Origin of the sequence: Massilia aquatica, assembly GCF_011682045.1 — a bacterium.
In the GTDB taxonomy this organism is placed as follows: Bacteria; Pseudomonadota; Gammaproteobacteria; order Burkholderiales; family Burkholderiaceae_D; genus Telluria_A; species Telluria_A aquatica.
In genome coordinates, this window is record NZ_VVIW01000027.1 from 67,818 (window position 1) to 89,605 (window position 21,788).

15 protein-coding genes are annotated in these 21,788 nt (G+C 64.3%); 13 read left to right on the top strand and 2 right to left on the bottom strand.

What is annotated here, in order from left to right; all coding sequences use genetic code 11:
• Positions 1-89 precede the first annotated feature (89 nt).
• The gene (locus tag F1609_RS28870) at positions 90-1,532 is read left to right on the top strand and encodes a dihydrolipoyl dehydrogenase (RefSeq protein ID WP_167080536.1); all 1,443 of its coding nucleotides are present in this window, start codon (positions 90-92) and stop codon (positions 1,530-1,532) included.
• A 193-nt stretch (positions 1,533-1,725) separates the two neighbouring features.
• Here F1609_RS28870 and F1609_RS28875 read toward each other — a convergent pair whose 3' ends face one another.
• A complete protein-coding gene (locus tag F1609_RS28875) occupies positions 1,726-2,211 on the bottom strand; it encodes an SRPBCC family protein (protein ID WP_167080537.1) in 486 nt (161 codons plus the stop codon).
• A 143-nt stretch (positions 2,212-2,354) separates the two neighbouring features.
• On the opposite strand from F1609_RS28875, the gene F1609_RS28880 reads away from it, so the two are divergent.
• Entirely contained in the window at positions 2,355-2,897 is a 543-nt protein-coding gene (locus tag F1609_RS28880; protein WP_167080539.1) for a DUF1003 domain-containing protein, read from the top strand.
• Here the strand turns inward: F1609_RS28880 and F1609_RS28885 are convergent.
• Positions 2,894-3,814, bottom strand: a complete 921-nt coding sequence (locus F1609_RS28885) for a LysR family transcriptional regulator (RefSeq protein WP_167080540.1) — start codon at positions 3,812-3,814, stop codon at positions 2,894-2,896. The genes F1609_RS28880 and F1609_RS28885 overlap by 4 nt on opposite strands.
• Before the next feature lie 100 nt (positions 3,815-3,914).
• Here F1609_RS28885 and F1609_RS28890 point away from each other — a divergent pair, with 100 nt between their 5' ends.
• The 11 genes from F1609_RS28890 to F1609_RS28940 all read left to right on the top strand — a co-directional run bounded on the left by F1609_RS28890 (position 3,915) and on the right by F1609_RS28940 (position 21,661).
• Complete coding sequence (locus F1609_RS28890; protein ID WP_167080542.1) at positions 3,915-4,907, top strand: zinc-binding alcohol dehydrogenase family protein; 993 nt, start codon at positions 3,915-3,917, stop codon at positions 4,905-4,907.
• Between the two features lie 55 nt (positions 4,908-4,962).
• Positions 4,963-6,528, top strand: coding sequence for an integrase (locus tag F1609_RS28895; RefSeq protein ID WP_167080543.1), 1,566 nt, complete (start codon positions 4,963-4,965; stop codon positions 6,526-6,528).
• A gap of 85 nt (positions 6,529-6,613) precedes the next feature.
• On the top strand, positions 6,614-8,674 hold the full coding sequence (locus tag F1609_RS28900; RefSeq protein WP_167080545.1) for a UvrD-helicase domain-containing protein: 2,061 nt from the start codon (positions 6,614-6,616) through the stop codon (positions 8,672-8,674).
• Between the two features lie 89 nt (positions 8,675-8,763).
• Positions 8,764-9,237 carry a cache domain-containing protein gene (locus tag F1609_RS28905; RefSeq protein ID WP_167080546.1) on the top strand — a complete coding sequence of 158 codons (474 nt, stop codon included), beginning with the start codon at positions 8,764-8,766 and terminating at the stop codon, positions 9,235-9,237.
• 168 nt (positions 9,238-9,405) lie between these two features.
• Entirely contained in the window at positions 9,406-11,850 is a 2,445-nt protein-coding gene (locus tag F1609_RS28910) for an Ig-like domain-containing protein (RefSeq protein WP_167080547.1), read from the top strand.
• Positions 11,851-12,132: 282 nt separating this feature from the next.
• The gene (locus tag F1609_RS28915) at positions 12,133-14,694 is read left to right on the top strand and encodes an Ig-like domain-containing protein (RefSeq protein WP_167080549.1); all 2,562 of its coding nucleotides are present in this window, start codon (positions 12,133-12,135) and stop codon (positions 14,692-14,694) included.
• A 361-nt stretch (positions 14,695-15,055) separates the two neighbouring features.
• Positions 15,056-16,225, top strand: a complete 1,170-nt coding sequence (locus F1609_RS28920) for a Fic family protein (protein ID WP_196785505.1) — start codon at positions 15,056-15,058, stop codon at positions 16,223-16,225.
• Between the two features lie 304 nt (positions 16,226-16,529).
• Entirely contained in the window at positions 16,530-18,176 is a 1,647-nt protein-coding gene (locus tag F1609_RS28925; protein ID WP_167080551.1) for a DUF4214 domain-containing protein, read from the top strand.
• Positions 18,177-18,235: 59 nt separating this feature from the next.
• A complete protein-coding gene (locus F1609_RS28930) occupies positions 18,236-19,111 on the top strand; it encodes a DUF4214 domain-containing protein (RefSeq protein ID WP_167080553.1) in 876 nt (291 codons plus the stop codon).
• A 41-nt stretch (positions 19,112-19,152) separates the two neighbouring features.
• A complete protein-coding gene (locus tag F1609_RS28935; RefSeq protein ID WP_166881904.1) occupies positions 19,153-19,356 on the top strand; it encodes a SlyX family protein in 204 nt (67 codons plus the stop codon).
• 166 nt (positions 19,357-19,522) lie between these two features.
• Complete coding sequence (locus tag F1609_RS28940) at positions 19,523-21,661, top strand: M3 family metallopeptidase (protein WP_229422122.1); 2,139 nt, start codon at positions 19,523-19,525, stop codon at positions 21,659-21,661.
• Positions 21,662-21,788: the final 127 nt, after the last annotated feature.

Sequence of the window (21,788 nt, forward strand, 5' to 3'; positions counted from 1 at the left end):
ACGGAAAAGCCAAAATTGGCGTATCGTTGACGCCTGAAAACGGCACCCGCCCGCCTCCATTTGTCTGTCCAGTTGAAAAAGAGTCCGCCATGAACAAGTTACACGTCGACGTCGCCGTCATCGGCACCGGAACCGCCGGCCTGGCCGCGTACCGCGCCGCCCGCGCCCATGGCAAAACCGCGGTCGTCATCGAGAGCGGCCCCTACGGCACCACCTGCGCCCGCGTCGGCTGCATGCCCAGCAAATTGCTGATTGCCGCCAGCGAGGCGGCCCACATGCTGGCGCTGGCGCCGCAGTTCGGGGTCCATCCGGACGGCGTGCGCATCGACGGCAAGGCAGTAATGGCGCGCGTGCGCAGCGAACGCGACCGTTTCGTAGGCTTCGTGCTCGAGGGGGTGGATAACATCCCCGAGCAGGACAAGCTGCGCGGCCACGCCCGCTTCACCGGCCCGCACTCGCTGCAGGTCGATGAACACACCCGCATCGAGGCTGCGCGCGTGGTCATCGCCAGCGGTTCCACCCCGGTCATGCTGCCCCAGCTTAAGGATGTGGGGGACCGCGTCATCGTCAGCGACGCCGTGTTTGACTGGACCGATTTGCCGGAGTCGGTGGCGGTGATCGGCACCGGCGTGATCGGCCTGGAACTGGGCCAGGCCCTGCATCGCCTGGGCGTGCGCGTGAGCGTGTTCGCGCGCGGCGGCAGCGTGGCCCAGCTGAGCGACCCGGAAGTGCTGCATGTGGCCGCCAAGGCCCTCGGGCGCGAGCTCGACCTGCGTTTCCAGCAACTGGTGGTCGGCGCCGTGCAGGAGGGCGAGGAAGTGGTCCTGAGCACGCGCGACGCCGCCGGCGCCGGGCATACCGACCGTTTTTCGTATGTGCTGGTGGCGGCCGGGCGCATGCCCAACGTCGACAAGATCGGTATCGAAACCAGCGGCCTTGAACTGGACGAGCGCGGCATTCCGCTGTTCGACGCTACCACCATGCAGTGCGGCACCAGCCACATTTTCATCGCGGGCGACGCCAACAACGAGCGCCCGGTGCTGCCGGAAGCGGCCGACCACGGCAAGATCGCGGGCGACAACGCCGGCCGCTATCCCGACGTGCGCCCCGGCCTGCGCCGCACGCCGTTGACAGTCGCCTTCACCGAGCCGCAGATTGCGACCCTGGGCGATAGCTACAGGGAGTTGTGCGCGGAAGGTAAACCCAAGTTCGCGGTTGGCAAGGTGTCGTTCGAGAACCAGGGCCGCAGCCGGGTGATGCTGCAAAACCACGGCATGCTGCGCGTGTACGGTGAGTACGGCAGCGGGCGCTTCCTGGGCGCCGAGATGATCGGGCCGCGCGCGGAGAACCTGGGGCACCTGCTGGCCTGGGCCTGCCAGGCGCGCATGACGGTGGCGCAGATGCTGGACATGCCGTTCTACCATCCGGTGATCGAGGAGGGCGTGCGCACCGCGCTGCGCGACCTGGCGCTGGAGCTGGAAAAAGGCGCGCCCAAGGCGAGCAGCGCGCCGGACACCACGCCCGGCGTGTGAGTCCGTTGCAAAACCGGGGTCTGTCCCTAATGCCGGGGGGTCTGCCCCTAATGCCGTTAACTTAGGCTCCGTCATTCCCGCGAAGGCAGGAATGACGGAGCCTAAGTTTTGTGGCCAAAAGCGCTTAACGGCATCAGGGTCTGTCCCCGGTGCGCCGGCCGCCGGTTTTGCAACAAAAACGGCGCGACTGCGCTTAGTTCAGATAACTGGCATCGAGCCGTCCCGCGCCAGCCATTTCGCGCACGATGCGGATGGTGTCGATATCGGCCTCCTGGTAGGCCGACTTCTTGTACTCGTCATACATGGCATTGACCTTGTCGGTCTCGGCATCGTGCCCGTCGTCGTACTTGAAGCGCACGAACATGGTGTGCTCGGCCGGCGTCTCAATGGTCACGGTCAGGCTCGAGGCGGCGATCTCGCCCTGTTCCGGCACCTCGTAGCGCACTTCCTGGAGCGGCGTGAGCAGCACGCGGTCGATCACGACCAGCTCGCCGAAACGGCGGCTGCGCCGGAAACTGCCGCTCTCGCGCTGGTCGATCGTACACTCGTCCAGGTGCGGCACGAACAGCTTGGGCGATTCGGCGGCCAGCACCAGTCCGCGCCACACCTGCTCGCGCGTGAGGGTGTCGATCAGGGGATTCAAGGGGTCGTTAATTTCAATCAAATGTTCAAATTTCATGGTGCTCTGGCTCATCGGTGAAGGGCATGGCAGCCCGGATAGTGCGATGGTAACGCAAGCGATCTGTGCGCGCTGAAAAGTGACTTGCGGATACACTGTTATCGAGCAGACAACCGGTCTGCACCACCAGTGAAGAACAGAGCATGAGGACTACCCGCAAAGATTACCTGGCGCACATTGAAGAGTTGCAAAAACGCAGCGACGATACCGTCGCCAAGCACATCGCCGAACGGCGCGCGCTCACCCCCAGCCAGCCCGATCCCGAGGACGACCCCACCTTCGGCCAGCGCGCGGCCGACGCCGTGGCCAGTTTCGGCGGTTCCTGGACCTTCATCATGCTGTTCGCGCTGGTGCTGGTGTGCTGGGTGGTGCTCAATTCCTTCCTGCTTACGCGCGGCGGCGCCAAGCCTTTCGATCCCTACCCTTACATCCTGCTCAACCTGTTCCTGTCGATGCTGGCCTCGATCCAGGCGCCGGTGATCCTGATGTCGCAGAACCGCCAGGGCGAAATCGACCGCCTCAACGCGCAAAACGATTACGAGATCAACCTCAAGGCCGAGCTGGAAATCATGGCCCTGCACGAAAAAATGGATGGCTTCAAGCTGCAACTGCTGGAAATGCAGCATGAACAGCTGCGCCTGCTCAAGCTCCTGTGCGCCGACAACAAGGCAGCCGCCTCCACTTAGTTGCCGATCCCGGGCAAGCCCTCGTCCCAGTACGGCGCCGGCCCGAAGCGCGCGGCAAGGTAATCGATGAACACCTGCGTCTTGGGCGGCAGGAAATTGCGGTTCAGGTACTGGGCCGACACCACTGAATTCAAGGCCATCGGATACTGCGCCAGCAGCGGCACCAGCGCGCCGCTCTTGAGCTGCTGATACACCGCCCAGGTCGATTGCAGCGCAATCCCCAGCCCCGCCATGGCGGCGTCGCGCATCGCTTCGCCGTTATCGCTGCGCATGCGCCCGCCCACCCGCACGCTGATCAGGCTGCCATCCGCATCCCTGAAATTCCATGGATTGACGCCTTCCAGCACCAGGCACTGGTGCGCGCTGAGCTCCTGCGGCCGCTGCGGCGTGCCGTGCCGCGCCAGATAGGCGGGCGAGGCCACCAGCAGCAGGCGGCTGGGCGCGAGCACGCGCGCGATCAGGGCCGAGTCGTGCAGCGGGCCGTTGCGGATGGTGACGTCGATGCCGTGGGCGGCCAGGTCGATCACCCGGTCCGACAGGCGCAGGTCGAGCTGCAGGCCCGGATAGCGTTCCAAAAATTCTGGCAGCCACGGCATCAGGTGCAGGCGCCCGAACGAGACCGAGGCCGCCACCCGCAGTAAACCCTGCGGCTCGCGCCCGGCGCCGACCGAGGCGCGCGCCTGCTCGGCGGCGTCGAGCAGGGCCACGGCGCGTTCCAGAAACACTTCGCCATCCTGCGACAGGGCGATCTGGCGCGTGGTCCGGTGCAGCAGGCGCGCGCCCAGCTGGCGTTCGAGCTGGGCCATGCGCGCGCTGGACGCCGCCGGCGACAGCCCGAATTCGCGCCCGGCCGCCGACAGGTTGCGGGTGGCGCAGACCCGCACGAACAGCGCCACATCAGTCAGGTCGAGGTTCATTGTGTTGTTTTGCTGAAGAGATATTCAATCATTATGCCAATTATCAATCGAATCGGCGCGGTCTACACTGGTTCATCTCTCAACCAGACAAGGAAACAACATGAAAGCCATTGCCGTCATTAACGGAGCCCTGCACGACGTCAACCTGCCCGAGCCGCAGCCGCAGGGGCGCGACCTGGTGGTCAGGGTCGAGGCGATTTCGGTCAATCCGGTCGACTACAAGCAGCGCAAGGCCGCCGCCCACGATGGCGAGCCGCGCCTGCTCGGCTGGGACGTGGCCGGCACCGTCAGCGCGGTGGGGCCGCAGGCGACCCTGTTCAAGGTGGGCGATGCGGTCTACTACGCGGGCAGCGTGGTGCGTCCGGGCGCCAACAGCGAGTTGCATGCGGTCGACGAGCGCATCGTCGGGCGCAAGCCGGCCAGCCTCGGCATGGAGCAGGCCGCCGCGCTGCCGCTGACCAGCATCACCGCCTGGGAAGCGCTGTTCGAGCGCCTGGGCGTCTCGCGCAGCGGGGCCGACGCGGGCAAGTCGGTGCTGATCATCGGCGGCGCCGGCGGCGTCGGCTCGATTGCGATCCAGCTGGCCAAAAAGCTGGCCAGGCTGACCGTGGTGGCGACGGCTTCCCGTCCCGCGTCCAGCGAGTGGTGCAGCGCGCTCGGCGCCGACCATGTGATCGACCACCATGGCGACATGCCGGCCCAGCTGGCCGCGCTGGGGCTGGCCGAGGTCGACTATATTTTGTGCCTGAATGATATCGACCTGCATTTCGCCGCCATGGCCACGGCCATCGCGCCGCAGGGCAAGATCTGCGCAATCGTGCGCAACGAGCGCCCGCTGCCGATGGACCTGGTGTTCGGCAAGAGCGTGACCGTGGTGTTCGAGATGATGTTTACGCGCTCGATGTTCGGCACGGCCGACATGATCGAGCAGCACACGCTGCTGGGCGAGGTAGCGGCACTGGTCGACGCCGGCGTGCTCACCACCACGGTGGGGGAAAGCGGCGGCAGGATCGACGCCGCCAGCCTGGCGCACGCCCACGCGGCGCTGGAGGCGGGACGCACGATCGGGAAAATCGTGCTGTCGGGGTTCTGACACCGATCAGTTAGACTGTCGCATCGGTTTGGATCGAACCGCACATGGTCTTTCTATGCTCTCCTCTGCCACCACGCCTGAACACCTCGCTGTCGTCCGCCTGCTCGAGTTGCTGTCCGACAGCACGCCCTGGAACCGATCTCTCTGGGGCATCGGCATCGTGCTGGCGCTCGATGAGCTGTATGAGGCGTGCGCCGTCATGGCCCAGGGGCATCTGAGCGAGCTTGCCGTCAAGCGCGTGATGGGCTCGCTGAATAAGCGCGTCGGCCTGCATCCGGGCTTCACGGGCGCCGAAAAGAAGCTGCTGCACCAGCACCTGCAACAGGTGCCGCGTGCGGACAGCGTGGCGCATTACACCATCCGCCAGGTGTCCGCGCTGGTCTCGGCCGACTACCTGCTCAGATGGGGGCGGGTGGTCGAAGCGGGCAATCTCAATGTGGAGCTGTTTGCGCGCAGCGTGGCCGGCCACCTGCTCGACGCCGGCTTCTCCGGCCACTACCTGCGCGACTTCATCGGCACCCGCATCGAGGCAAGCCTGGCGCCGTCGCTGGCGCAGCTGTGCGGCGAGCTGCACCGGGAAATGATCGCCAGCCCGCCACGCGACATGGAGGTGCTGCTCGCCTTCGGCGCCGTGCCGCGCCTGGTCAATGGCGTGCCGCCGTCCTGGCTGAAAGGCGCGCAGGTCAGCGACTGGCTGCGGCGCCACGGTGTCGACAGCGCCGCCGTGCGCGCCCCGGTGGCGCTGGTGATCACGGTCAGGGCGCGCGATGCGGCCGGCGCGGCGCAGCGTGCCCGCAGCGAATCGGACCGCTACGCCGCGCGCGCCTTGCTGGCCACCGGCCTGCACCTGAACCGGCTGCCCACGCTGTGGGTCGCCGGCAGCGCGGCGCCGTTCGACCTGGACCACGACCGGCGAGGCGTCGAAGTCAAGGAGCTGTACCGCGAAGACCGGATCTTTTGCGCCGACGCCAACCACAGCGTCGATGCGGCGCTCGACCTGCTCGCCCATCTGGACGGCAGCTCGCCGGTGGCGGCTGTGGCCGGCGGCTGGGGCGCGATCGAAGGCTTGCTGGCCGCGCCCGCCGACCGCTCCAGCGCGGCCGGCAACCTGGCCAGCCTGGTGACCTGTTCCTTTCCGCGCGCCGAACTGACCAGGCTGGCGCATCTGGTGCGCCAGCAATCCCCGGGCCGCTATCCGGAACTCGACAGTGCCGCCAGCAACCGCGCACGCTCGCGCATCGTGGGCGGCATCATCATCGCCGGCGGCATGCCGCCGCTGCCGGGATTGAGCGACCAGGCCGCCGTGACGCGCATGCGCAAGCTGTTTCACAATCCCAGGGAGGAACTGGCCACCATCCGCGCCGTGATTGCCGATGCGTTTCACCGGCTGTACCGCCAGCGCAACCTGATTTTGCACGCCGGTAAGCTCGACAGCGTGGCGCTCACCCCCGGCCTGCGCACGGTGGCCAAACTGGCCGGGGCCGGCATGGACCGGGTCACGCATGGCCATTATGTCCAGCAGATCGAGCCGCTCGACCTGGTTGCCAAGGCGAATATGGCGCTGGCGCTGGTGGACGCCGCCAACCCGCTCCTGTGCGTCGAACTGCTCGAGACGGACTGACCCGGCGTGGCCACGATGGCCTCGCGGAAACACCCCGGCGGTACGTTACAATGGACGGTCGTCCCCCACCAGAGTGCCCCTCCCGATGTCCACCACCCCCAGTTTCGGCCTGAACGTTCCCCAGAGCGAAGCGGTCATGTACCTCGACGGTCCCTGCCTGGTGCTGGCCGGCGCCGGCTCGGGCAAGACGCGCGTCATCACCCAGAAGATCGCGCACCTGATCGAAGACCGCGGCTACGATCCGCGCACCATCGCCGCCCTGACCTTCACCAACAAGGCCGCGCTCGAAATGCAGGAACGCATCGCCAAGCTGCTCAAGCAGCCGCGCCAGGCCAAGCAGTTGACCGTCTCCACCTTCCACTCGCTGGGCGTGAAAATCCTGCGCCAGGAAGCGGCCGGCGTGGGCCTGAAGGACCGCTTTTCGATCATGGACAGCGACGATTGCTTCGGCCTGGTCCAGGATCTGGCCATCACCACCGACAAGCAGCTGATCCGCAGCATCCAGAATTCCATTTCGCTGTGGAAAAATGCCCTGGTCGACCCGGAAGACGCGATTCGCGACGCCAGGGATGAAGACGAAGCCTCGGCCGCGCGCGTGTTCCGCAGCTATGTGGCGACCCTGGCGGCCTATCAGGCGGTCGACTTCGACGACCTGATCCGCTTGCCGGTGGAATTGTTCCGCAACAACGATCCGATCCGCGACAAATGGCAGCGCCGCCTGCGCTACCTGCTCATGGACGAGTATCAGGACACCAACACCTGCCAGTACGAACTGGTCAAACTGCTGGTCACCGGCATCGGCAAGAAGCCGATGTTTACCGCCGTGGGCGACGACGACCAGGCCATCTACGCCTGGCGCGGCGCCTCGGTGGAAAACCTGAAAACCCTGGGCGACGATTTTCCGGACTTGCGCGTCATCAAGCTCGAACAGAATTACCGTTCCACCACGCGCATCTTGCAGGCGGCCAACGCGGTCATCTCGAACAATCCCAAGCTGTTCGAAAAAGCCCTGTGGTCCGAACACGGACTGGGCGAGCCGATCACCGTGCTCGGCATGCAGACCGACGACCAGGAAGCCGAGCAGGTGGCGATCATGATCTCAAGCGACCGCTTCCAGCGCAAGAACAAGTGGTCCGATTACGCCATTTTGTATCGCGGCAACCACCAGGCGCGCGTGATCGAGCAATGCCTGCGCAAGGAACGCATTCCGTACACGATTTCGGGCGGCCAGAGTTTTTTCGACAAGGCTGAAATCAAGGACATCATCAGCTACCTGCGCCTGATCGCCAACGATGGCGACGACCCGGCCTTCATTCGCGCCGTCACCACGCCCAAGCGCGGGGTCGGCATGGCCACCCTGGAAGTGCTGGGGGCGTTTTCCAAGCAGTGGAACTGTTCGCTGTTCGAAGCGACCTTCAAGGGCGGCATCGAAGCGAAGCTGCCGGACCGCCAGTTGTTGCCCTTGCGCGCTTTTTGCAACTTCATCAACCAGCTCGAAGCGCGCGCCAGCCGCCCCGGTCCATCCGGCAGCGGCGAGAACGCGGCTGCGGTGCTCGACGACATGATGAAAGAGATCGCCTACGAGAGTTATCTGTACGATACCTTCGATGACCGCGCCGCGCAAAGCAAGTGGCAGAACGTGCTCGAATTTACCAACTGGCTCAAGGAGCGCGGCTGCGGCGGCAAGGATAAATCCGGCGACGAAAAGAACCTGCTGGAACTGACCCAGATGGTCGCCTTGATGAGCATGCTGGAAGGCAAGGACGAAGAGCCCGACGCGGTACGCATGTCGACCCTGCACGCGTCCAAGGGACTCGAGTTTCCGCACGTCTTCCTGGTCGGGGTGGAGGAGGGCATCCTGCCGCACAAGGGCGATCCGGATGCGTCGGTGGAAACCATCGGCGCGCGCATCCAGGAAGAGCGGCGCCTGATGTACGTGGGCATCACACGCGCCCAGCGCACCTTGTACATTACCTGGTGCAAGAAGCGCAAGCGCGCCGGCGAACAGGTGCATTGCGATGTCTCGCGTTTCATTAAGGAAATGGCACTCGACGTCGGCGATGCTGCGCCGACCGAAGCCGAAACGATTTCGCCCAAGGACCGCCTGGCCAGCCTGAAGGCCCTGCTAGCAACACCCAAAACTTAACACTCGGCAGCACCTCACAGAAGTGCTAGGATGGACCGGCGCGTCGCCTTGGCGCGTCGCCTTGGCGCGCTTCGCCGAAGGGAGTTTCCATGTTGACATTCGCTGTCGTGCCGCGCCGCCTGATCGCCGGCGCCATGCTGTCCCTGTGCGTCGCCCTGCCTGCCAGCGCCGACGAGTTTGCCACCAAGCCGGAAGCCGAAGCCATGGTCAAGAAAACCATCGCCTTCATGAAGGCCAACGGCAAGGACAAGACCTACAGCGAGATCAACCGCAAGGATGGTCCCTTCACCGACCGCGACCTGTACATGGTGGCTTACGGCTTCGATGGCGTGGTGCGCGCGCATGGTGCCAATCCGAAAATGTTGAACAAGAATCTGATGGAGTTGAACGACATCGACGGCAAGGCTTTCGTGAAAGAACGGGTTGAGATGGCAAAAAAGAATCCTTCTTTTTGGCAAGAATATAAGTTCACTAATCCGGTGAGCGGTAAGATTGAACCTAAGGCAATGTATTGCCAGCCAACCGAGGATGTGATCGTCTGCGGTGGTGTTTATTTGCGATAAATTGCACGCACGATTCAAATTTTGTTTGACGGTAACTTCCGAGTTTGAAATACTGAATTCACCGCCGGCGCCTGCGCCCGCCACTTTCCGAATCCGCCTTCCGGTGCCGTGTTCCGTGCCGGTTGCGCGTCATTTGGACCCCTTCACTTCCAATGACGAGCACACAGCATGGCGACCGTATCCGACATCACCGTAACACCCACCTCCGGCCTGATCCACATCGATGCCTTGCTCGACACCGGGCCCGACTGGAACTACCTCACGCCCGCCGGCAACACCATCCTGTACACCTTCTCGGTCGCCTCCGGCAATGAAGCGACGCAGGGCGGCCAGACCGCGTTTTCCGCGTCCCAGCAAACCCATGCGCGCGCGGCTTTCGCGGTGCTGGCGGCGCTGACCGGCATTGTGTTTACCGAAACGGTGAGCGGCGCCACAGCCGATGTGCACCTGGCCGCGATCAATATCGCGGGCGTCAACACGAGCGGACTGTGCAGCTGGAATTCGAGCTACAACTACAGCGGCAACACCGTCACCGCCTACGACGCGCAAGCCTATGTCTATCTCGACAATGTCGAGTTCGCGGCGACGAATAGCAACCTGGCGCCCGGCACCACTGGTTTCCAGACCCTGCTGCATGAACTGGGCCACATGATCGGCCTGAAGCATCCGTTCGAGGGCAGCACCCACCTGGCGCCCGGCGACGACAATACGTCCAACACCTTGCTGTCGTACACCAACGTGGGCGGTCCGTACGCCGACTTCAGCCCGTACGACATCGCGGCCCTCAAGTGGCTGTACGGCGGCGATGGCCTGGGCGGCGCGCTCGGCATCAACTCGACCGGCGGCGGGCGCTACCTCGCCGGCACCAGCTTTTCCGATACCTTGACCGGCAGCGCCGCCAACGACAAACTCGAAGGCGACGGCGGCGACGACATACTCAACGGCGGCGGCGGCACCGATACCGCCGTGTTCCGCGGCAATTTCGGGTCCTACACCGTGCTCGATCTCGGCGGCGGCAGCGTGCGCGTGATCGGCGCCGACGGCAGCGACACCCTGAACTCGGTCGAACTGCTCAAGTTCGACGACCAGAGCGTGCAGGCGCCCAACGTGGCGACGCCGCCACCGCCGGGCGACACCACCGCGCCGGCTGCGCCGACCGCCAGCCTGGTCAAGAACGCCGCCGGTTTCGTCGCCGGCAACCAGCCGCTTGTGGGCGGCTTGGCTGAAGGCAACGCCAAGGTCGAGGTGCTCAGCGGCACCAGCGTGGTCGCCACCGCCATGGCCAGCTCCGGCGGCACCTGGTCGGTCGCCACCGCGGTCCTGGCCGACGGCCTGAACCAGACCTTGACGGTGCGCGCCACCGATGCCGCCGGCAATGTCTCGCTGCCCAGCGCGGCGCTGCAGTTCAGCGTCGACACCGTGGCCCCGGCGGCCCCGACGGCGACCGTGAATGTCTCGTCCAACGGCGCGGTCCTGTTTAGCGGTAACGGCGAAGCCGGCAGCACGATCCGCCTGACCAACGCCAACGCCGTCATCGCCGAAGGCACGGTCGGCGCCGGCGGCAGCTGGAGCCTGGGCGGCACGACCCTGGCCAATGGCAACTACGACGTCACCGTGAGCGCGATCGACAAGGCCGACAACAGCAGCGTGGCCAACAAGCACCTGCTGTTTGCGGTCGGGTCCAGCACCAATCTCGGCGGCACCTCCGGCAACGATACCCTGCTGCCGACTGCGGGCAACAACGTCATCGACGGCGGCGCCGGCACCGACACGGCCAACTACACCGGCCCGCGCGGCAATTACGATGTGGTGCGCGACGACAGCGGTTTCGTGGTCACCGCCCGCAGCGGCACCGACGGCACCGACCTGCTGCGCAATGTCGAAGCGGTCAAGTTCAGCGACAGCACCCTCAAGCTCGAATACGACGACGTGGTGCAGGCGCTGTACCTGGCCTACTTCGGGCGCGCGGCCGATTCGGGCGGCTTGTCGTCCTTCCAGTCGCAACTGAGCCAGTTGGACGCGCCGTACACATTTTCCGCCGTCAGCGCAGCCTATGACAAGAATGCCGGCCTGCACAGCCTGATCGACAGCTTCGGCGCCAGCGCCGAATCGGCCGCCCTGTATCCGGGCAGCACCGCCAGCTTCATCGCCGCGGTCTACCAGAACATCTTCAACCGCGCCCCGGACGCCGGCGGCGCGGCGTTCTGGACCAACGCCATCGACAGCGGCAACCTGTCGCGCGCCAACGCCTCGCTGTCGATCATGGCCGGGGCGCTGGCGAATACCACGACCCAGGGCGTACTCGACGGCAAGCTGGTCAACAACAAGATCACCATCGCCTCCGACTTCACCCTGGCCATCGATACCCCGGCTGAACTGAATGCCTATGTCGGCAACGGCGCCGCCGCCACGGTGCGCACCATGCTCGGCACGGTCACCGCCACCACCGATATCGCGGCCTTCCAGGCCACCATCGCCAGCACCTTGCTCAAGATGAGCGGCGCCGGGGTGCAGACCGCGGCCTCAGCGTCGCTGTACGAAGCCGAACTGCCGGCCCAGCCGGTGACCCTGGTCGGATGGCACGCCATGTCCATGACCGACCTGCCGCTATAACGGCTGTAACTACCGCAGCCGTTCGTGCCTGAGGCCGGCGTCACCCCTTGCGGGCGGCGCCGGCTTTTTGCCATGCGTGCGGGCGGCTCCGCCCGCACGCCCGCAGCCGCCCGTCGTGCACAGCCGACAATGCACATATCATAATAAATTTGACGTCATTACATAAATTTGGAATACTGCGCGGCTTGTCGAGCAAACGCGGCAACCTTCCAAATCTGTTGCCGGGCGCTCAGCGCCGGTTCGAGTTTGGAAACCTTTCCATATTCAACCTGAGTGCACCGCATGCCTAATGTTTCCGATCTCGACACCGTCCTCTCCGGCCTGAACCACATTGACGCCCTGCTCGGTGGCGGCCCCGACTGGAACTATCTGACGCCTGCCGGCAACACCATCCGCTACACCTTTTCGATCGCTTCCCACAACGAGGGCGAGCACAGCGCCGCAAACGGCCTGATGGCCTTCAGCGCCGGCCAGCAGGCGGGCGCGCGCGCGGCCATGGCGACGCTGAGCGCGATCACCGGCATCGTGTTCGCCGAAACCGCCGATGGCGGCGCCGCCGACGTGCACCTGGCCGCCAGGGACCTGGGCGGCGGCACGGCCGGCCTGGCCAGCTGGGGTTCCAGCATCTCGTACTCGGGAGAGAGCCTGCTCGGCTACAGCGCCAGGGCCTATGTGTACCTGGACGATGTGGCCGCCGCCCTGCCCGCGAACGCGACCCTGGCGCCCGGCTCGGGCGGCCTGCAGATCCTGCTGCACGAGCTGGGCCACATGATGGGCCTGAAGCACCCGTTCGACGACGCGATCCGCTTGCCGGCCGCCGAGGACAACAGCAGCAACACGCTGCTGTCGTACACCAACAAGGGCGGTCCTTACGCCACCTTCAGCCCGTACGACGTGGCGGCCCTGAACTGGCTGTACGGCGGCGACGGCCTGGGCGGCGCGCTCGGCATGAATGCAAGCGGCGGCGGGCGCTTTGTCACCGGTACCAGCCTGGCCGACACCCTCAGCGGCGGCGCCGCCAACGACCGCCTCGAAGGCGACGGCGGCAACGATACGCTCAACGGCGGCAGCGGGACCGATACCGCCGTCTTCCGCGGCAAGTTCGCCGCCTATACCTTTACCGATCTGGGCGGCGGCAAGCTGCGCGTGAGCGGCGCCGACGGCGTCGATACCCTGAGTTCGGTCGAAGTGCTGGCATTCGACGACCGCAGCGTGCCGTCGAACCAGGTACTGCCACCGCCGGTGGTCACGCCGCCGCCAGTGGTCACCCCGCCGCCGGTCGTGACCCCGCCGCCGGTCGTGACGCCGCCAGTCGTGACGCCACCGCCGGTCGTCACGCCGCCGGCCGACACCAGCGCCCCGGCCGCGCCGACGGCCAGCGTGGACAAGAACCCCAACGGTTTCGTGTCCGGCAATAAGCCTGTGGTGAGCGGCAGCGCCGAAGCCAATGCCAGGATCGATGTGTACAGCGGCGCCACGCTGGTGGCCAGCACCAAGGCCGGCGCCGGCGGCACCTACGCGGTGGCCACCGCCGCCCTTGCCGATGGCCTGAACCTGGCGCTCACCGTGCGCGCCACCGATGCCGCCGGCAATGTCTCGGCCGCGAGCGCGGCACTGGCGCTCAGCGTCGATACCGTGGCGCCGGCGGCGCCATCAGGCAACGCGCTGCTCGGCGCCGGCGGCGTGGTCCGCTTCAGCGGCAGCGGCGACGCCGGCAACACGATCCGCCTGAGCAATGCCGGCGCCATCCTCGCCGAAGGCACGGTTGGCGCGGACGGCAAATGGAGCCTGGGCGGCAGTGTGCTGGCCGACGGCAATTACGACGTCCTCGTCAGCGCGTTCGACAAGGCCGGCAACACCAGCGCCTCCGCCAAGCACCTGCTGTTTGCGCTGGGCGCGGCGACCCCGGCCGACGGCGGCGCCGTCACTGGCACCACCGGCAACGACTTCCTGCAGCCGACCAGCGGCAATAACCTCATCGATGGCCTGGGCGGCACCGATTCGGTCCGCTACAACGGCCCGCGCGGCAACTATTACGTGGTGCGCGATGAGCACGGCTTCGTCGTGACCGACAAAACCGGCAGCGGCGGCGTGGACCTGCTGCGCAATGTCGAAGCCATCCGTTTCGACGGCGGCGTTCTCCAGTTCGACTACGACGACGTGGTGCAGGCGCTCTACCTGGCCTACTTCGGGCGCGCCGCCGATTCGGGCGGACTCGAATCGTTTCAGGCGCAGTTGAGCGTGCTGAAGGCGCCGCTGACGTTTTCGGCCATCAGCGCGGCCTACGCCGACAATGCGGGTTTGCACGGCCTGATCGACAGCTTCGGCGCCAGCGCCGAATCGGCGGCGCTGTATCCGGGCAGCACGGCCAGCTTTATCGCGGCGGTCTACCAGAACATCTTCAACCGCGCTCCGGACGCCGGCGGCGCCGCGTTCTGGACCAACGCGATCGAGAGCGGCAACCTGTCGCGCGCCAACGCCTCGCTCTCGATCATGGCCGGCGCGCTGGAAAACACCACTGCCCAGGGCGTACTCGACGGCAAGCTGGTCAACAACAAGATCACCCTGGCCTCCGACTTCACCCTGGCCATCGATAGCTCGGCTGAAGTGAACGGCTACATGGGCAACAATGCGGCGGCCACGGTGCGCGCCATGCTCGGCACGGTCACGGCGGCGACCGATATCGCCGCCTTCCAGGCCACCATCGCCAGCACCTTGCTGAAAATGAGCGTCAGCGGCGCGCAAAGCGGCGCTTTCTGGTCCGGCCACGACGCCCTGGTGCCGGGCGAGCATATCGCCCTGGTCGGGCTGGACACGACGTCCTGGACCGATTTGCCGTATTAGCAGCCTGTCGGATTTGGGGAGTCGAAGCGAAAAAAACTGCTAGGCCGGCTTGTCGGTAGTACGGCTGGAGCGTTTCCGGCCGTTGGCAGGCAATGCCCGGCAAGCGCAGGAGCATGAAGCTTGACGGGCATGCTGCTTGCGGAAGATATGGCATCATCGGCCTTCTGCGTCACCGTGGATGTCAAAGTGTCGCGGCCGATGCAGCGGTGGTTGTTGCAATCTGCTGATACATGAAGTTCTTCAACAGGTATTTATTATAAAAAATCGATAAAATTTATAATAACAGCATCAAACGGAGCGCTATATTATGCAACCGTGTCATTCGAGAGCTGGCAAAACCGTTCCTCAAGGAACTGGCTATTTGGCTTTTGTTCCAGCAAATTTGCCTCCACACATCGCTTTTGACGGCGAGATGATCAGGCTTTTATCCGATGCCGATATCGCTCTGGGCCGTCTTGCAGGCATCACCGAGATCCTGCCGAACCCAGAATTGTTTGTCGCAATGTATGTGCGCAAAGAGGCGGTGCTGAGTTCTCAGATCGAAGGCATTCAATGTACGCTCGATGAGGTGTTGGAGGCCGAAATCGACGAGGACGGGGTCCGGACCAGAGACATTGCCGACGTTGTAAATTATGTAGATGCAATGAACTATGGGATGGAGAGACTCACGACGCTACCTTTATCGCTGCGCTTAATCCGCGAAATTCATTCGCGCTTGATGGCGGGTGTTCGTGGGGAGCACAAGGACCCCGGTGAATTTCGCAAAACCCAAAACTGGATTGGGCCACAAGGGGCCACACTGAGCAATGCGGCCTTTGTCCCTCCCCCAGTCCCGGAAATGAATTCCGCGCTTGCCGATTTTGAACAATTCCTTCACGACCGGTATTCCCTGCCGGTGTCGATCCAGTGCGCAGTCACGCATCTTCAGTTTGAGACGATCCATCCATTTCTTGATGGAAATGGTCGTATCGGCCGATTGCTGGTTCCATTGATGCTGCATCAACGCGAGGTCATGGCAAGACCGTTGCTATACATCAGTCACTACCTGAAGGCGAACCGGCACGAATATTACGACCGGTTGATGGAGGTGCGAGTCAATGGAAACTGGGAAGGATGGGTGAAATTTTTTCTTACCGGCGTGGCAGTCGTCGGCCATGAAGCGGCGGACACCGCAAAAAGAATTGTCCAGTTCCGTAGTGAAGCGCAACAGGTTGCCGCCAGAATGGGAAAACCCGAACTGGCGCTCATCGATCATCTTTTCAAACACCCAATCATGGACGCGCGCACTGCGGAAAAATTACTTGGAATGACTTATGCAACCGCAAATAATGCGCTCTCAACCCTTGAAAAAGCAGGGTTTGTTGCAGAGACGACCGGGCGGAAACGCAATCGCATGTTCCGCTTTCAAGGATACCTGCAGCTCTTCGACGATACTCCAAGCAGGCCTCCAGCCATTTACGATAGTAAGCATCCAAGCGGATATCCACATGGCTCTGGTGACGCACTTGGAGAAGAGCCGTTTCGTCCGTAGTCATGCCCGGCTGCCACGCCCATGGCGGGCCGGGTTGATTGACCTGTAAGGTAAAGATCCCATTTACCCAAGTCCAGGCCGACCTTATCCGATTCGGGTAAGGCCCGCTTTGGCTGTAGTTTTTTGACAAAATACGCTTTTGCCTGCCTGTTTTATAAGCAAATGTTTGACGTCAATACTTTCTTTTGAGATACTTATGGTATCCGCCGGTAAGACATCCGGCCCATGCCTCTCCGCAGCCTGCCAGCCTCGCGCGTCCCTTCGCGCAGCGCATCCCCGGCCTGCCATCACGAATAGCGCTTCCATGACCACCGTTTCCGATATCAAAAACCTGTACCTGTCCGGCTTTAACCACATCGATGCCCTGATCGACGAGGGACCCGACTGGAATTACCTGGGCACCTACAAGCCATATCTGACCTACACTTTTTCCATCACCAGCGGCAACGAGGAAGGCGAGCGCGGCCAAAGCGCCTTTTCGCCGGCCCAGCAAGCTTCGGCCCGCACCGCGCTGGCCTACCTGAGCACGGTGACCGGCGTGCGCTTCCAGGAAACCATGATCGGCAGCAGCGCCCAGATCCACTTGGCCCTGGTCGATATCGAGAACGACGATTTCGTGGGGCTGACCAGCTGGCATACCCTGTACACGCCGCCGCTCACCACCTTGCCCCGTGCGCAGGTGACCGATTACACCGCCAGCGCCTATGTCTACCTCGACAATCTGGAATACCGCACCAGCACCGCCGACCTGACCCCGGGCGGCCAGGGCTATCAGGTGCTGCTGCACGAACTGGGCCACATGATGGGGCTGGCCCACCCCTTCGAAGGCACGCACCAGTTGCCCTACGAAGATGACTACACCGCCAACACCCTGATGTCCTACGACCATCTCGACGACAAGTTTTACAGTACCTACAGCGAGTACGATATCGCCGCCTTCAACTGGATTTACGGTGGCGATGGCCTGCGCGGCAGGTATGGCGTGGGCGGCAGCATGGATTACCTCACCGGGCGCAGCATGGACGAAACCATCACCGGTACCGCCGGCAGCGAGCGGGTGGACGGCGCCGGCGGCGACGACAGCATCGACGGCAAGGCCGGCTTCGACGAAGCCGGCTACAGCGGCGCGCGCGCGAATTACGATATCACCAAGGTCAACGGCGCCTATATCGTCACCGACCGCGTCGGCGACGAAGGCCGCGACGTGCTGACCAACATCGAAACGCTGGTGTTTGCCGGCAGCAGCGTGTCGCTGGCCTACGAGTCGGTGGTGCAGGCCCTGTACGTCGGCTATTTCGGCCGCGCGGCCGACTATAACGGCATGCAGAGCTTCCAGCAGCAGTTGAGTGCCCTGGGCGCCCCGGAAGACCTGCGCGGCCTGTCCGAGGCCTACGGCAAGAATGCCGGCCTGCGCGCTCTGGTCGACAGTTTCGCCAGCAGCGCCGAGTCGGCCGCCCTGTATCCGGGTAATACCGGCACCTTCATCAAGGCGCTCTACCAGAACGTGTTCGGACGCGCCCCGGACGCGGGCGGGCTGACCTTCTGGAGCAACGCCATCGACAGCGGCGGCCTGTCGCGCGCCAACGCCTCGCTCTCGATCATGGCCGGCGCGCTCGACAACAAGACCTCGCAGGGCATGCTCGACGCCAAACTGGTCACCAACAAGCTGACCGCCGCCTCGGGCTTTACCCTGATGATCGACACTGCCCAGGAAATCGGCGGCTACAGCGGCGCCGCCGCGGCCGGCGCGGTGCGCAACATGCTCGGCGCGGTCACCGCCGCCACCGACTTGCAGGCCTACCAGGCCACCATCGTCGCCACCCTCAAGGGGATGACGCTGGGCGGCGCGCGGCCGGCCGACGCTCCCGGCGCTCCTGCCGATGACCTGCCTATCACGCACGCCGAGTTGATTGGCATCGGCTACCAGTCGTGGGAGCCGACGCTGGTATAGTGAGGTCAGGCGCCGGCCGTGGTGGTAGCGCCGTCGTGTTCGGATCGAAGGGAATTATCATGCAAGCTCTTGTCAACGGCGGCGCCGGGGTCGACCTGTTCGGTTTTGCCGGCGCGCGCGCCGACTACAACATCACCAGCACGGGCGAGGGCTACGCCGTGCTGCCCAAGAACGGCGCCGGCGGCGGCTTGCCCTTGCTGGTCGGGGTCGAGCTGCTCAAGTTTTCCGACACCATCGTCAACGTCGAATACGACGAGGTGGTGCAGGCGTTGTACGTGGCCTATTTCGGCCGCGCCGCCGACGCCGGCGGCATGCGCAATTTCCAAGAGCAGCTGGCCAGGCTCGACGCGCCGCACGATATCGTCGGCATCAGCAGCGCCTACGGCAGCAATCCGGCCCTGCGCCAGCTGATCGACAGCTTCGGCAAGAGCGCCGAATCGGACGCGCTGTATCCGGACGGCGTGCCGGCCTTTGTCGGCGCCATCTACAAGAACGTGCTCGGGCGCAGCGCCGACGCCGAGGGCCTGGCGTACTGGAGCAATGCGATCGACAGCGGGGCGCTCTCGCAGGCGAACGCGGCCCTGTCGATCATGGCCGGCGCGCTCGAAAACACCAGCGTGCAGGGTTTGCTCGACGCCAAACGCATCGACAACACCCTGGCGCTGGCGTCCGACTTCACCCTGGCGCTCGACCGTCCCACCGAAATCGCCGGCTACGCGGGCAGCCTGGCCGCGTCGATGGTGCGCGCCTTGCTGGCCACGGTCGGCGCCGAGACCGACCTCGGGCCGTTCCAGGCGGTCATCAAGCAGATGCTGGCGGTGATGTCGGGCGAGCTGAACGCCGTGTTCGGCGCGCCGCCGCCGGATCACGCCATGTCTGTGCCGCTGCAACTGGTCGGCGTGGCCCCGGCCGCATGGGACGATGCGTCGATGTAGGCGACTGGCATAATGGCGGCTTTGCCCCCAAGGACGCCGCCGTGAGCCAGGAAGACCGTTTTGTCGATATCGAGATCAAGCTCGCGCACCAGGAAGACCTGGTCGAATCCTTGAACCAGATGGTGTACCAGCAAGGCCGCCGCATCGACCAGCTCGAAGCGATGGTCAACAAGCTGGCCGAACACATCCGCAACAATGCCCAGTCTGGACCGAACATGGTCAACGACCGCCCGCCGCACTACTGACGCACGACTGATTTTTCCGGTCGCGGCGCCCGTCAATACGGGCGGCGCTGGCGAAACATGCATATCTCGTTGCGGATGACAGGCGTGTGACCATGCTGATATGATCGTGCGCTATGCGCTGCCGGCTATCCGTCGGCAGCTTTACTTAGCGCCCGTGAAAGATGCCATGAACCGTCCAAACATGCTTATCGTTGCCGCCAGCCTGGCGCTGGTCAATGTCGCCGCCATCGCCGCCCCGGCCGCTCCCGCGACCTCGCTCGCCGCGGCCAACCCGTTCGCCAAACTGAGCACCTTGCCGTTCCACTACCCGGCCTTCGACCAGATCAAGGACGAGCATTTCCTGCCCGCCTATGCGGCCGGCATGAGCGACCACCTGCGCGAAGTCGACGCCATCGCCAATAACCGCAAGGCGCCCACCTTTGACAACACGGTGGTGGCGCTGGAGCGCTCGGGCCAGCTGCTCACGCGCGTGGCGACCACCTTCTCGGCCCTGCAGGGCGCCAACACCAACGATACGCTCGATTCGATCGACCGCGAAATGTCGCCCAAGCTGGCCGCGCACAACGATGCCGTGTTCCTCAACGCCAAGCTGTATGAGCGCGTGAAGACCCTGTACGACAAGCGCGCCAAGCTCGGCCTGGACGCCGAATCGAAGCACCTGCTCGAGCGCTACCACAAGGATTTCGTGCGCGCCGGCGCTAAATTGTCCGCCGAAGACAAGGAAAAGCTGAAAGCCTTCAACAGCGAAATCGCCACCATGCAGACCACGTTCACCCAGAACGTGCTCAAGGAAACCAACGCCTCGGCGCTGATCGTCGACACCCGCGCCGAACTGGCCGGCATGAGCGAGGCGGCCATCGACGCCGCCGCCGCCGACGCCAAGACGCGCGGCCATGATGGCAAGTTCGCCATCGCCCTGGTCAACACCAGCGGCCAGCCGCCGCTGGCGGTGCTGACCAACCGCGCCGTGCGCGAACGCCTGATGACCGCGTCGCTTCAGCGCGGCAGCCACGGCGGCGAGTTCGACAACCGTGGCGTGGTCGTCAAGCTGGCCAAGCTGCGCGCCGAACGCGCGGCCCTGCTGGGCTACCCGAACTTCGCGGCGTATTCGCTGGAAGACCAGACCGCCAAGGATACGGGCGCGGTCAACAAGCTGTTGTCGGAACTGGCCAAGCCGGCCGTGACCAACGCGCGCAAGGAAGCGGACGATATCCAGAAAGTCATCGACGCTGAAAAGGGCGGTTTCAAGGTTGGCGCGGCCGACTGGGCCTTCTACACCGACAAGGTGCGCGCCCAGCGCTTCAATTTCGACGAAAACCAGCTCAAGCCGTATTTCGAGCTCGACAACGTGCTGGTCAAGGGCGTGTTCTTCGCCGCCGAAAAGCTGTACGGCCTGACATTCAAGGAACGCAAGGACCTGCCGGTGTACAACCCGGATGTGCGCGTGTTCGACGTGTTCGACGCCAACGGCAAGCAGCTCGCCATCTTCCTGGCCGACATGTACGCCCGCAGCAACAAGCAAGGCGGCGCATGGATGAACGAATACGTGTCGCAGTCGGGCCTGATGGGGACGCATTCGGTGGTGGCCAATCACCTGAACATTCCCAAGCCACCGAAGGGTGAGCCGACCTTGCTGACGGTCGATGAAGTCAAGACCGCCTTCCACGAATTCGGCCACGCGCTGCACGGCATGTTCTCGAACGTGAAGTACCCGCGTTTCTCGGGCACGAATGTGCCGCGCGACTTCGTCGAGTATCCATCGCAGGTCAATGAAATGTGGATGATCGCGCCGGAAGTGCTGGCCAACTACGCCAGGCACTACAAGACTGGCGAGGCGATGCCGAAGGCATTGCTCGACAAGGTGATCGCGTCGAAAAAATTCAACCAGGGTTTCCTGACCACCGAGTACCTGGCGGCATCCCTGGTGGACCAGCGCTGGCACCAGCTGGGTGCGGCGCAAGTGCCGACCGACGTGCTGGGATTCGAAGCGGCCGCGCTGAAGGAAGCCGGCGTCGATTTCGCACCGGTGCCGCCGCGCTACCGCACCACGTACTTCTCGCATAGTTTCTCGGGCGGTTACTCGGCCGGTTATTACGCTTACCTGTGGAGCGAGAAGCTGGACGCCGACACGGTGGAATGGTTCAAGGAAAATGGCGGATTGCAGCGCAAGAACGGCGACCATTTCCGCAAGACGCTGCTGTCACGCGGCGGCACGGCTGACGCGCTCGACCTGTTCCGCAACTTCCGCGGCCGCGAGCCGAAAATCGAACCGCTGCTGAACCGCCGCGGGTTGACTGGCAACTAAGTAATATCCATGCTTTAACGTAGCCAAGCCAAGGCAATAACCTCACAACCGTCGTTCCCGCGCCAAGGCGGCCCTCGGCGGGAATCCATAGCACCTCCGATCCGCGAAGGTGCTATGGATTCCCGCC